The organism is Sinomicrobium pectinilyticum (assembly GCF_003725735.1).
Classification (GTDB): domain Bacteria; phylum Bacteroidota; class Bacteroidia; order Flavobacteriales; family Flavobacteriaceae; genus Sinomicrobium; species Sinomicrobium pectinilyticum.
Window position 1 is genome coordinate 67,559 of record NZ_RJTM01000002.1, and the last position, 13,459, is coordinate 81,017.

General features: G+C 44.8%; 9 protein-coding genes. 5 read left to right on the forward strand and 4 right to left on the reverse strand.

The features are described from left to right. Positions 1-76 precede the first annotated feature (76 nt). On the reverse strand, positions 77-1,909 hold the full coding sequence (locus ED312_RS00385) for a sodium:solute symporter family protein (protein WP_123214008.1): 1,833 nt from the start codon (positions 1,907-1,909) through the stop codon (positions 77-79). Between the two features lie 102 nt (positions 1,910-2,011). After that, a complete protein-coding gene (locus ED312_RS00390) occupies positions 2,012-2,734 on the reverse strand; it encodes a LytR/AlgR family response regulator transcription factor (protein WP_123214009.1) in 723 nt (240 codons plus the stop codon). Positions 2,735-3,207: 473 nt separating this feature from the next. Between ED312_RS00390 and nagB the strand changes: the two genes are divergently transcribed. From nagB to ED312_RS00410, 4 genes are all read left to right on the forward strand, one after another. Then, positions 3,208-5,142 carry a glucosamine-6-phosphate deaminase gene (gene nagB / locus ED312_RS00395; RefSeq protein WP_123214010.1) on the forward strand — a complete coding sequence of 645 codons (1,935 nt, stop codon included), beginning with the start codon at positions 3,208-3,210 and terminating at the stop codon, positions 5,140-5,142. A 338-nt stretch (positions 5,143-5,480) separates the two neighbouring features. Further along, positions 5,481-6,467 (forward strand): 6-phosphofructokinase, encoded by a 987-nt coding sequence (gene pfkA, locus ED312_RS00400; RefSeq protein WP_123214011.1) that lies wholly within the window; start codon positions 5,481-5,483, stop codon positions 6,465-6,467. Between the two features lie 72 nt (positions 6,468-6,539). Beyond that, positions 6,540-7,541: a type I glyceraldehyde-3-phosphate dehydrogenase gene (gene gap, locus ED312_RS00405; protein ID WP_123214012.1), complete on the forward strand. Its 1,002-nt coding sequence runs from the start codon at positions 6,540-6,542 to the stop codon at positions 7,539-7,541. Between the two features lie 94 nt (positions 7,542-7,635). Continuing rightward, positions 7,636-8,496, forward strand: coding sequence for an N-acetylglucosamine kinase (locus ED312_RS00410; RefSeq protein WP_123214013.1), 861 nt, complete (start codon positions 7,636-7,638; stop codon positions 8,494-8,496). A gap of 255 nt (positions 8,497-8,751) precedes the next feature. Here ED312_RS00410 and ED312_RS00415 read toward each other — a convergent pair whose 3' ends face one another. Continuing rightward, positions 8,752-9,132, reverse strand: a complete 381-nt coding sequence (locus ED312_RS00415; RefSeq protein WP_123214014.1) for a RidA family protein — start codon at positions 9,130-9,132, stop codon at positions 8,752-8,754. A 45-nt stretch (positions 9,133-9,177) separates the two neighbouring features. Continuing rightward, on the reverse strand, positions 9,178-11,892 hold the full coding sequence (locus ED312_RS00420) for a putative LPS assembly protein LptD (protein WP_240642967.1): 2,715 nt from the start codon (positions 11,890-11,892) through the stop codon (positions 9,178-9,180). 360 nt (positions 11,893-12,252) lie between these two features. On the opposite strand from ED312_RS00420, the gene ED312_RS00425 reads away from it, so the two are divergent. Next, positions 12,253-13,347, forward strand: a complete 1,095-nt coding sequence (locus ED312_RS00425) for an N-acetylmuramoyl-L-alanine amidase (RefSeq protein WP_123214015.1) — start codon at positions 12,253-12,255, stop codon at positions 13,345-13,347. Positions 13,348-13,459: the final 112 nt, after the last annotated feature.

A 13,459-nucleotide genomic window follows, 5' to 3' on the forward strand; every position in this document is an offset into this window, starting at 1 on the left:
AAGTACGAAGTTAGGAGTGCGAAGATTTTTTAAGCTTTACTTCTAACTTCGTACTCCTAACTTCGTGCTTCTGACTTTACAAAATATCACTTTTCATGCGGTTCCATACTACGGCCAGTAATAAGCCGGAGACGATCATCGCAACAGTAAGCCCTGTGGCAAGCGCATAATTACCGTATATCCAGTTTCCTGTGGCAAACATACAGCAGTAAACCAATATACAGCCCAGGACCATAGCCAGGATCCCGGAAGGGATCGACCATTTTTCCCTGTTGTCCACAATATTGATATCCTCTGCCTGTGCCTGGTCCAGTATTTTTTTCCATCCCGGTCCGCCGGGCTGTGTCTTTTGGTAAAAACTGTACAATACTTCCTTTTTTTCCGGTTTGGTGGCAAAGGTTACGATCACCCATATAATGGTGGTAATAAGCACTATGGCGGGCAGGGTGGCCCAGGAGGGAAATATACCTGCTATAGCGGTGCTGTCTATTTCTTTATAGCCGAAGAGGTAGTCTCCCAGAGGGGAGAGGGTCAGTACCAGGCTGGTAATGGCCGCGGCAAACATTACGGAAATTTCGCTCCATGCGTTGATACGCCACCAGAACCAACGGAGTATATATACCAGTCCGGTTCCGGCACCGAACATCAGCAGAATGTCAAACAGTTGTTTCGCATTGGTGAGCAGTAATGCCATTATCGCACTGGCCACCATGAGCAATACGGTAGAAATACGGCCCACGTTAACCAGTTCTTTTTCCGATGCGTTTTTGCGTATCGTCTGTTTGTAGAAGTCATTTACGATGTATGACGATCCCCAGTTCAGCTGTGTGGAAATAGTACTCATATAAGCAGCCCCCAGAGAGGCCAGAACAAGTCCGAGAAGCCCGTTGGGAAGCTTGGTGAGCATAGCTGAGTATGCCAGGTCGTGCCCCAGTTTGCTTTCCTCGATACCGGGGAATGCTTCGTGTATACTGGCTACGTCGGGAAATACTACAAGAGATGCCAGGGCTACCAGTATCCAGGGCCACGGTCTTACGCCGTAGTGCATGATATTGAAGAAAAAAGTAGACGCTATGGCATGATTTTCGTTTTTTGCCGCCAGCATACGCTGTGCAATATACCCTCCTCCTCCGGGTTCCGACCCCGGATACCAGGAACTCCACCACTGTACCGCCAGTGGGATGATAAGGATGGAGATCAGCGCTTCCGTATCTGAAAAGTCTGGTAAAATAGAGAGTTTTCCCGCTACGTTTTCATGGGTGATCAACTTGGAAATACCACCTACTTCCGGAAGGTTTACCAGGTAATAAGCAGCCCCCACGGCACCGATAATGGCTGTGAAAAACAAGATGAAATCCGTATAGACAACACCTTTGAATCCTCCTATGGCACTGAATATAACGGTGATCACCCCTCCTATGAGAACCGTTTGTACAGGAGATAGCCCCAGCATTACCCCGCCGATTTTTATCGCTGCAAGGTTTACCGCAGCCAGGGTGATGATGTTAAAAAAGAGGCCGAGGTAAATGGAGCGGAAACCGCGAAGGAACTTCGCCGGTTTTCCGCCGTACCGCAGTTCGTAAAATTCCATGTCCGTCAATACATTGGATTTGCGCCATAGTTTGGCATAAATAAACACGGTAGACAGCCCTGTCAGCAAAAAGGCCCACCAGGCCCAGTTGCCCGAAACTCCGTTGGTGCGGACAATATCGGTCACCAGGTTAGGGGTATCGGTAGAAAATGTTGTGGCCACCATAGAAAAGCCTAACAGCCACCAGGGCATGCTACGGCCGGAGAGAAAATATTCCGTGGTATTCTTCCCTGAACTCCTGGACACAACAATGCCGACGATCAGTGTTATTGCGAAAAAACCGAAGATAAGGGAGTAATCTAATAATGATAGTTTCATGAAAGTTGTAGTTAGTAATTGTTTCCTGGTTATATTTATTTTTTTATAAAAAATCTTCAATGCAACACCCGGGCCGGATCGCCAGCAGTAATTCTGTGGTTTTCATATCAGGTCCTGGTTGTCCTTAAAAATACTTTCTTTGGCCTGTTTGATATAGTTTCTTCCTATGGGGATCCTCTTGTTGTTTATTTCTATAATGTTCCCTTCTACCGCTTTTACCTTGTCTATGGCTATCGTATAGGACCGGTGTACACGTATAAAATTGGCGGAGGGGAGTTCTTCCGTGATATTGGTCAGGGATTTATGAACAATGTATTCGTCGATAGTGGTTACAACCTTGATATAATCTTTGAGGCTTTCGATAAAGAGAATATCATTGAGGTTGACTTTTACCATTTTTTTGTCTACCTTTAAGAACATGTGAGGTTCTTGCTGAGCCTTAATGTTTACGAGCCCACCCCTTTTTATAGTAATTTCTTTGGTAAGCTTGTTTACCGTTTTCGCAAAACGATGGAAGGGGATGGGTTTTACCAGATAGTCAAACACATCGAGTTCATAGCTTTCCACGGCATATTCCCGGTAGGCCGTGGTGATGACGACGAATGCGTTGTAGTTGATGTTTTTGATGAAATCCAGCCCGCTCATTTTGGGCATGTTTATATCGAGGAAAATAACATCTATATCATTGTTTTCCAACGAGGCCATGGCTTCGACCGGGTTGTTATGACAGGCGGAGATTTCCAGGTTTTGGAACTCCCCTGCATGAGATGACAATACACTTGCGGCAAGAGGTTCGTCATCTATAATGATACATTTAATTTTCATCTGTATGCTGGTTTAGAAATGCGGCATATTGCCGGTGCCATTCTGTTATCTGGTTTATGGCCAGAATTTTGAAAAATTGACAAAAACATCTCAAAAAGAGCCAAAAAATAGATGTATTTTTACTAAAAACAAAATATTTTAAAATAATTTTTTGTGTGCGTAAATTACTGATATTTACTAATATGTAAAATGATGTAATTGATGAGTTTTTTGATGTTGTTCAGCTAATTTATTTTTGTTACGGGATATTAAGCTCTAAATTTTTGCGCTGGAAATTGTGTGCTCCCGCGTCTTCAGGCGCCTTGCCGGCGCAGGAAGGAACAAGTGTTTTTTTGGCGGAAAACAATATCTCTAAGTCCGGAAAATAACGCTGTTTGTAACAGAGTTGAGTGCGCTGGTCGAAAAAGTTTTAGCATATGAACCATATAGAATAGTTTAGTTTCGAAAAAATAATCACATTCACACCGTTAGTTATGCATCGATATTTAGTACAAGCTAATGATATTAGCCACAAGGAAGTGGGGAAATTCGAAGAGACCCGTTACGAGAAGTTTCACAATGAGGTCTTTGAAAATTCTCACCGGGCTTCTGTCCTTGTTGCCGAAGAAATAGCGCAACTTATCAAGGACAAACAGAAAAAAGGAGAAAACTGCGTACTCGGACTGGCTACGGGATCTTCTCCCATAAAAGTATACGAGGAGCTGGTGCGTATGCATCATGAAGAAGGGCTGAGTTTTGCTAACGTAATTACCTTCAACCTGGACGAGTATTATCCTATGAACAAGGATAACCACCAGAGTTACCATTACTTTATGCATCAGCATTTGTTTGACCATATCGATATAAAGCCGGAGAATGTTCATATTCCGGACGGAAGGGTGTCCCTGGAAGAGATCCATCAGTATTGCATCGATTATGAAATGAAGATCAAGGAGCACGGCGGACTGGATTTCCAGTTGCTCGGTATCGGGCGTACGGGACATGTGGGGTTTAACGAGCCGGGGTCTCACTACAATTCCGGGACCAGGATCATTACCCTCGACCACCTGACCAGGGGAGATGCCGCGTCGGACTTTAACGGTATTGAGAACGTGCCGAAAAGAGCCATAACCATGGGTATAGGCACCATATTGAAAGCCAGGCGGATTGTATTGCTCGCATGGGGGCATAAAAAGGCAGAGATCGTTAAGAAGACCATAGAAGAAGATATAACCTCCAATGTTCCGGCAACGTACCTGCAACAGCATAAAAATACTACGTTTATACTGGATTATGAAGCAGCTTCGGAGCTAACACGGTTTAAAACCCCCTGGCTTGTAGGACAATGTGTGTGGACGGACGAGCTTAAACGCAAGGCTATGGTCTGGCTGAGTTTAAAAACCAACAAACCGATCCTGAAGCTGACGGACAGGGATTACAACGATAACGGTATGTCCGGTTTACTGGCACAGGAAGGTTCTGCTTACGAACTGAACATCCAGATGTTCAATGTGCTGCAGCATACCATTACCGGATGGCCCGGGGGAAAACCCAATGCAGATGATACCAAACGTCCGGAAAGGGCAGAACCCGCAAAAAAACGGGTTATTATATTCAGCCCGCACCCCGATGACGATGTGATCTCTATGGGAGGGACCTTCTGCCGCCTGGTAGACCAGGGGCACGAAGTACATGTAGTATATCAGACTTCGGGTAATATTGCCGTTACCGACGCAGAAGCACTCAAGTTTGCCGAAGTTGCCCAGGATATAACCGGAGATGAGACCCCGGCCGTATTCAGGGAAGCCATAGATTACCTGAATAACAAGAGGGAAGATCAGACAGACTCTAAGGATGTGAGGAAACTGAAAGGGCTTATACGGAGAAGGGAGTCTTACGGGGCTACACGTTACGTTGGCCTGAAGGATGAAAATGTACATTTCCTCGATCTGCCATTTTATGAGACCGGTGAAGTAAAGAAAAACCCCATAGGGGAAGAGGATATACGGATTATCGTAGATATTATAGCACAAATAAAACCGCATCAGATATACGCTGCGGGAGACCTGGCCGATCCGCATGGTACGCACAAAGTGTGCCTGGATGGTATTTTTGAAGCCCTTGAGCGGTTAAAATCCGAGTCGTATATGAATGACTGCTGGGTATGGTTATATCGTGGGGCATGGCACGAATGGGGACTGGATGAAATTGAAATGGCCGTTCCCATGAGCCCGGACCAGGTGATCCGTAAGCGGAATGCCATTCTCTTCCACCAGTCGCAAAAAGACCGGGTAATGTTCCAGGGAGATGATTCCAGGGAATTCTGGGTGAGGGCAGAAGAGAGGAACAAAGCTACGGCACGGTTATACGATGCCTTGGGACTGGCCGAGTACGAAGCCATAGAGGCATTCAAGAGATATCATTTTTAGTGTTTTTCAATTATTAATCATTACGTTCCGATCCGCCTGTTTTCCAGCAGGCGGATTTTGGATTATAGAAGGAAGGGAATAACAGTTTTGCGGACGGGAAAGGAAAAATCTTCCCGGTTATTTCATACGGAGCGGAAAAGATTTTCGTCGGTTACCGATAGTGATAATGAAATTGCCGAAATGGCATTAATAGGTCGGAGAAAGGCTTTCGGTGTTAAATAATGAAGGGTTAAAGTTAAAAGTTTTTAACGAAAACGTTAGAAATACACAAACATCCGCAATAAGATTTTTAAGTAAAAAATTATTAAATATCTTTGGTAGCTTTTAAAACAAAAATCATGTCAAACATTATAAAAAGGATAGCTGTTCTGACTTCCGGAGGGGATTCTCCCGGTATGAATGCAGCAATTCGTTCCGTAGTTCGTACCTGTGCATACCATGAACTGGAATGTGTAGGAATCTACAGGGGATACCAGGGAATGATAGAAGGGGATTTTAAAGTGATGAATGCCCGGAGTGTAAATAACATCATCAACAGGGGTGGTACCATCCTGAAATCGGCAAGATCCAATGATTTCCGTACGGAAGAAGGCAGGAAACAGGCATATGAGCAACTGAAAGAACACGGTATAGAAGCTTTTGTGGTGATCGGAGGAGACGGGTCTTTTACCGGTGCGATGATCTTCAGCGAAGAGTTCGGTTTCCCGGTAATGGGTATACCCGGGACTATTGACAATGATATTTACGGTACCAGCTTTACGCTCGGTTACGATACGGCATTGAACACGGTAGTGGAAGCCATCGATAAAATACGGGATACCGCTATCTCACATAACAGACTGTTTTTTGTTGAGGTGATGGGACGCGATGCAGGGCATATTGCACTGAATACCGGTGTTGGGGCGGGTGCAGAGGAAATCCTCATTCCCGAAGAAAATCTGGGATTGGAAAGATTGCTCGAATCCCTGGAAAGAAGCCGGCTGTCCGGAAAATCTTCCAGTATTGTCGTTGTGGCCGAGGGAGACAAAATTGGCAAAAGCGTGTTTGAGCTCAAAGAATACGTGGAACAAAACCATCCGGACTACGATGTCCGGGTAACGGTACTCGGGCATATTCAGCGAGGCGGAAGGCCTACCTGTTTTGACCGTGTCCTGGCCAGTAGAATGGGTGTGAAAGCCGTGGAGAGCCTGCTCGAAGGTAAATCCAATTACATGGTTGGCTTCAGCGAAGACAAGATACTGCTTACCCCGCTGGAAAAGGCCGTAAAAGGGAAATCGGAAATAGACAGGGAACTTTTACGCGTATCGGATATTATGACCACATAACCCTCGTTTTTTCGTAACTTAGAGGATGATAAAAACAGCAAATCAAAATAAATCACAAATAATAATTAGATCATGTCAAACTTAAAAATTGGTATTAACGGTTTCGGGAGAATCGGACGATTGGTTTTCAGGGAAACCGTAAAAAGAGATAATGTAGATGTAGTGGCTATTAATGACCTGTTAGACGTAGATCACCTGGCATACCTTCTGAAATACGATTCTGTGCACGGTACTTTCCAGGGTACTGTGGAAGTAAAGGACGGTAACCTCGTGGTAAACGGAAAGACGGTCAGGATCACTGCCGAAAGAGATCCGAAGAGCCTGAAATGGGATGAGGCCGGAGTTGATGTAGTTGCCGAGTGTACAGGTATATTCACCACTCTCGATACGGCACAACAGCATATAGAGGCCGGAGCCAAGAAAGTAGTTATTTCTGCGCCTTCAAAAGACGCTCCTATGTTTGTAATGGGAGTAAACCACAAAGAAGCAAAGCCTACCGATAATATCGTATCTAATGCTTCCTGTACCACAAACTGTCTTGCACCCATCTCCAAAGTGCTGAACGACGCTTTTGGTATCGAGGAAGGCCTGATGACTACCGTACACGCTACTACGGCAACTCAGCTTACTGTCGACGGACCGTCCAAAAAAGATTTCCGCGGAGGAAGAAGTGCATTGGCTAACGTTATTCCTGCAGCTACAGGTGCAGCCAAAGCTGTTACTAAAGTAATCCCCGAACTGGAAGGTAAACTTACCGGAATGGCGTTCAGGGTACCTACCCCGGACGTATCTGTAGTTGACCTTACTGTGCGGCTGAAAAAAGAAACTTCTTATGAAGAAATAAAAAAAGCGGTAAAAGCTGCTTCCGAAGGAGAATTAAAAGGGATCCTCGGGTATACGGAAGAATTAGTGGTATCTCAGGATTTCGTCGGAGATACGCGTACCAGTATCTTTGATGCGGATGCAGGAATAGAGCTTAATTCCAAATTCTTTAAAGTTATAGCATGGTACGATAACGAAGCGGGATATTCTAGCAAACTGGTAGATCTGGCACTTCACGTATCTTCATTATAATAAGATAGTAGTCAAAATAAGGCAAATAGAGGAAGGGTTTCGGAAGTATGTAATACCTTCTCTATTTGTTCTTTATTAATAAATTATTGAGAATATGATATTAATTGTTGATAGTGGAGCCACAAAATCGGATTGGATCGCTTTAGATGAGGAAGGAAACAAGTTATTTCTGACAAAAACCCTGGGACTCAGCCCGGAAGTGCTTACCCGGGAAATTATTGATGAACGTCTGGCCAATAATTTCGAACTGAGTAATAATAAAGATAAAGTAACACAACTTTATTTTTATGGTGCCGGTTGTGGTACGGACAGGATGAAGACATACCTTACGAAGATCTTTAAGAACTTCTTTGTCAATGCCAAGACGTTTATCAAGGAAGATACCTATGCTGCCATACACGCTACTGCAGAGCCAGGAGAGCATGCGATAGTCTGTATATTGGGCACAGGGTCCAATTGCAGTTATTACGACGGCAGTGAAGTTTTTCAGAAAGTCATATCTCTCGGCTATATCCTTATGGACGATTGCAGCGGAAATTATTTCGGCCGTCAGTTGCTCCGGGATTATTATTATCACAGAATGCCCAAAAGCCTGGCGCATAAGTTTTCGGAAACCTATGATCTGGAAGCAGATGTCATTAAAAACAATCTCTATAAACAGCCTAACCCGAATACCTACCTGGCAACCTTTGCCAGATTTGTTATTGAAAACCGCGAACACGAGTACAGCCAGAAGCTTATCCGGAAGGGAATGCAGTTGTTTATAGATAATTGTATCCGGCAATATGAGCAGGCAGAGTCCGTCCCCGTACATTTTATAGGTAGTATTGCATATTACCTTCAGGAAGAACTGAATGAAGTCATGGCGCAGAACAATCTGAAAGTCGGCAAGATATTACGCCGCCCTATTGACAACCTGGTAGAATATCACAGGTCTATCGTATTCAATAAATAGAATATACAAATGTTAACATAAAAAAAGAGGTTGCTCCAAAAAAGCAACCTCTTTTTTTATCACGCCATTCCGGTGATGGTTATTTGTGTTTTTATTCTTCCGGTTCCGGATATAGTCCGGTAAAAGGCCTTCTTCCCCTTTCCGGATATTTTCTGTCAGGAGACACATGGAGGTGACGGTGTAAACCTCTTTTTACGAGCGTTCATGCACCTGTTGCCACTTCCTCTGGTCCGGAAATGTAGGTTCTATAGAGGTTTACCTGCCCGCGATCATGGATATCTCCACGTTTACAAACTTGGGTAAATTGGCTACTTCCACGGTTTCTCTGGCGGGGGCATTTTCTTCACTGAAATACCTGCCGTATACTTCGTTTATTTTGCCGAAATTGTTCATGTCGCTGATGAAAATAGAAGATTTTATCACGTTCTCAAAGCTCATTCCGGCTGCTTTGAGTATCGCTTCCAGGTTTTGCATTACCCGGGTGGTCTCTTCTTCTATGGAATTCAGGTTTAGTTCCCCCGTAATCGGGTCCAGTGCGATCTGTCCCGAAATGTAAAGTGTGTCTCCCGTAAGTACGGCCTGGTTATAAGGCCCTATCGGGGCCGGGGCCTCGTCGGTGTTGATTATCTTTTTCATATGGCTAAAGTTTTATACGTTTCTTTCCTGTTTTTTGGGGTCAGGTTACAGGTTCCGGTCCGGTGCCCGTCTCTTTTCCCATTTGAGGTCGCTGAGCATGGAACTCTTTATCCCGATAAAGAAATACCAGGAGGTACGGGTCCCGAAAGGAGTCCAGCTAAAATTCATACGCCAGCTTTCCAGGTCCCTTTCAAAACGAAGCTGGGTATAGGAGAATCCCTTGTTCTTAAAATCATACCCGGAAGAAACACCTACACGCCATTTGGGCGACAATTCCACGTTCCCGGAAAACATCAGCGAGTTATTGCTGATTTCGTTTTGCCTGTTCGAATTGGAATATGTCATGGAATATGCCAGCCTTAAGTCCCACGGTAGCGAAGCACCGTAAAACTTGGTCTCTTCCTCTTCTTCCTCATCTTCGTCGTCGTCGGGGAACATCCGGCCATCACTGAAATCCTGATTGGTTCCGAAAAGATCATCATCCCTTCCCCCGCTGGCCGTATTATCCGTTTCACGGTCCACACCGCTGCCTTTAAACGTTTTACTGGAAATAGTGTAGCTTGTTGTAAGATTGGCATTGGTGAGACGGAATAGGCTCCCGCCATTGTCAATATTGAATTTTTCTATCCTTCTCCCGCTGTTGTCTATGGCATAGGGGTCTAGAGTGGCCCCGAAATTCACCGTCATTTTATTGTCAAACAGGGGAATTCCCCCGGTGACCCTCACCGGGCTCCAGGGCAGGGAATCCGCAGCGATATTATAACTTGTTGAGAAATTCAGGTTATTGAGCAAAGTTATTTTTTTAGGTTCGGTTGCCGTGGTGTCTTTGTCCGTTACTTTGGCTTCGAGAGTGTTGCTTATGGAGATTCCGATATTGTTGGAATTTCCCCTGCTCGGCGTTCCGTAAACACCACCTTCGAACCTGGTGTATTCCCTCACTTCTCCTTCTTCGTTCGCGATATATTCATCGTAATACTGGTCGAAGCCGGGGGTGTAACCATAGCTGACAGATGGTCTCATAACATGCCGGATAGCCTGTATTTTCTTACCTTCTTTAAAAAGGAACGTTCCGTAAATTGTAGTTCCGAGACTGGCGCTGAAATTATACTGGCCAAAGCGGTCAAAACCGTTTATAGTGTCAATAGGGGCCTCTTCCAGTTCTTCCTGGTAGTCATGTCTTTTAATTGTCTTCAGCTGCCATACCTCGTCATAATTCACACTTGTGGATACGCTCAGGTATTTCAATATCTTGAAGTTGGTACTTACCGGGATACTGTGGCGAAACCCCGTTTTGGCATCTTCGAACATTTCCTTTTTGAAGAACAGGGAATCCGTGGTCTGGAAACGGTTTTCCGCTCTCAGGTTATACTGGAAATTTATATTCTGGAAAAATCCCTTTTTAATGCCGGATTTGGGGGCAAAAGGATAAATACGTTCCACACTCGCCTGTAAGGTGGGGAGGGTCATATTGATTACCTCGGTATTGGTGTTCTGGGAATGTGTGGCGGTAACGCTCAGGTTGACTGCCGGGTATCCGGGGAATGATTTGGAATACGATACGGACGAAGACAGGGTGTTGTTCATAAAGTTCCCCGTGTTGATCTGGTTGTAGGAATCTTTGTAATACCGGCTGCTTCCCAGGTTTACACTTGCCGAGAACCTCGAACTGGGGTTGGATTTGGCATCCTGCGAATGCGACCATTGTATGTTGTACGTCGTTCCTCTGCTGTAATCCGGAAACCCTTTTTGTCCCTGTACCAGGTTTTCAAAGCGAAAATTGAAATTTCCCCGGAAACGGTACCTGACCGCATAATTTGTCTCTGTACGGAAGCCGTAGCTGCCATTGGTATAATAATCTCCCAGTACCGCCAGGTCAAGAAAATCGTTAATGGCAAAGTAGTAGCCCCCGTTCTGTAAAAAATATCCCCTGTCGTTGATCTCCCCGAAAGTAGGAAAGATAAGCCCCGATTCACTGCTTTTTTGCGACATGGGAAAATAGGCAAAAGGGACGGCTATGGGGGTAGGGACATCGGCAATATACATGTTGCTGAAACCGGCGATCACTTTTTTCTTGGGAACAAATTTTGCCTTTCGTACCCTGATGTAATATTCCGGATCATCCAGGTTCTTGGATGTGGTAAGCTTTCCTTCGTGCAGAAAATAAACGGAATCGTTTTCCTTTTTCGTGATTTCCGCAAATACGTTCATCTCACCACCTACGGTCTGTTCGGACCTGGAGTTCCATATCAGGGCCTTTTGCGTATCAAAGTTGTACCGGATGGAATCGGGTTCGACAATGTTACTTCCCTGTTTAAAATAAGGGGCCTGTGTCAGAGTGCCGGTAGAGTCTTTGATCCGTCCTGCGTAGACCTCCTTTTTTTCGTAGTCAATAACAATAATCCCGGCTTTCAGTTCGGTGTCCTGGTAATAGACTTCCGCTTCGTTATACAGGTATATTTTGTTTTCGCTCCGTACGGTCTTCTGATAGTCTTTGGCCTTGTATTTTATCTGGTCATCCAGAAATCCTTTTTTCGGGGGTACGCTGTCTTTTTGTATACTGTCTCTTTGTATGCTGTCCGTAAGCTGTAAGGTGTCGGTTAAAATATCGTTTGCAATGATGGAATCGCTGGTCTGGATATCCGGCAGTGCCTCACTTACAGGAACTTGTACGGAGTCCTTTTGGGCTTCAATGTTTAAAGGCTGCTTTACCGGGGTCTCCTGCGCAATGAGAAACGACCGGCCAAACAGCAAAATAAGCATTAAAAGTATGTAAGGGTTGTTTGCTCGCAACGCTTTAAATCCTATTTTTGTAAAAATATAGCTTGGTACTCCGTTTGTGATGCAGGACTTTATTTCCGTCCTGAGTTTCACACAGGCAAAGATGTAAAAAAAATATGCGAATTCCTCGCAACAGGTTTTGATTTTATGTTTTTTTTGACAGCTTCATAATATCTCCTTTGAGGAAAACATCCGGAGTTCTGTGTTCCTTTTCACGGTGTAAAAATAGACGGATTACCATTAATAACGTCATCCTTTTTGACAATATTTCGGATTTGTGACGTTTTAATAATGATAAGGTATCGGGTAAATACGGTAATATTGGCTGTAAAATAAAAATACATGATAAAAAAGGTTTGGGTATTGACGGTATTGCTTGCCGGGGTGTTCTGGCTGAGTTCTTTTAACGGCGGAGAGGAAAAAGAAGAAACAAATAAGATATTTACGGTGGTCCTGGATGCGGGGCACGGAGGGCACGATCCCGGAAATATAGGGAATGGGGCCAAGGAAAAAGACGTGGCCCTGGATATTGTTCTGGCCGTGGGCAGAGAGCTGGAAAAACATAAGGATATAAAAGTAGTTTACACCCGTAAAACAGATAAATTCGTCAACCTGTATGTTCGCGGTAAAATAGCTAATGAAGCTAATGCGGACCTCTTTGTGTCCATTCATTGTAATTCACATCACTCCAATGCTTACGGGACCGAAACTTTTGTACTCGGACTGCACGCGAACAAACAGAACTTTGAGGTGGCCAAGGCGGAGAACGAAGTGATTTATCTGGAAGAAAATCACGAATCCAATTATGCCCAGTACGATATTAACTCCCCCGAATCCGTAATTGGCCTTACCATTATGCAGGAGGAATTTTTAGGACAAAGTATTCAGCTGGCCAAGTTACTGCAGGACAACTTTACCGTAAAGCTCAAACGGAAGAACCGCGGGGTAAAGCAAGCCGGCTTTATTGTGCTTCACCAGACATTTATGCCGAGTGTGCTGATCGAGACCGGTTTTTTGAGTAACAGGAACGAAAAGAGTTATCTGGCATCTAAAAAAGGCAAGACGGACATGGCGGAGAATATAGCCGAGGCAATTATCCGTTACAAAAAAGAAATTACCAATAATATAGCGATTGATGAGGTGCCTGTGAGCCCCACACCGGAAAGTGATACCGCAACGGGAGTGGTATTTAAAGTACAGGTGGCTGCCGGGAGCAATAAAATAGAACCGAAACGTTACAACTTCCGGGGACTGGACCCCATATCCATGGAGAGCGTCGGCAGGGTTTACCGTTACCTGTACGGTAATACACCGAGTTATCAGGAAGCCAGAAACCTGCAACGCCAGGCCCGGGACAAGGGTTATAAAGAAGCTTACATAGTGGCATACCGGAACGGAGAACGGATTTCAGTAGATGAAGCGCTGAAAGATAATTAACCTTTTGGGTTCCCGGAAGACGCCCCCGGTCTAGCTGACCGGCGGATGTATTTCCGGTGAAATCAGTTGGAAGTGCAGGACAGCGAATTTTGGCAGGTCACACATTCCGAAA

Bases quoted from the DNA above. Each gene is read 5' to 3' on its own strand.
- ED312_RS00385 (WP_123214008.1), bottom strand. From the start codon at position 1,909: ATGAAACTATCATTATTAGATTACTCCCTTATCTTCGGTTTTTTCGCA.
- ED312_RS00390 (WP_123214009.1), bottom strand. From the start codon at position 2,734: ATGAAAATTAAATGTATCATTATAGATGACGAACCTCTTGCCGCAAGT.
- nagB (WP_123214010.1), top strand. From the start codon at position 3,208: ATGCATCGATATTTAGTACAAGCTAATGATATTAGCCACAAGGAAGTG.
- pfkA (WP_123214011.1), top strand. From the start codon at position 5,481: ATGTCAAACATTATAAAAAGGATAGCTGTTCTGACTTCCGGAGGGGAT.
- gap (WP_123214012.1), top strand. From the start codon at position 6,540: ATGTCAAACTTAAAAATTGGTATTAACGGTTTCGGGAGAATCGGACGA.
- ED312_RS00410 (WP_123214013.1), top strand. From the start codon at position 7,636: ATGATATTAATTGTTGATAGTGGAGCCACAAAATCGGATTGGATCGCT.
- ED312_RS00415 (WP_123214014.1), bottom strand. From the start codon at position 9,132: ATGAAAAAGATAATCAACACCGACGAGGCCCCGGCCCCGATAGGGCCT.
- ED312_RS00420 (WP_240642967.1), bottom strand. From the start codon at position 11,892: ATGCTTATTTTGCTGTTTGGCCGGTCGTTTCTCATTGCGCAGGAGACC.
- ED312_RS00425 (WP_123214015.1), top strand. From the start codon at position 12,253: ATGATAAAAAAGGTTTGGGTATTGACGGTATTGCTTGCCGGGGTGTTC.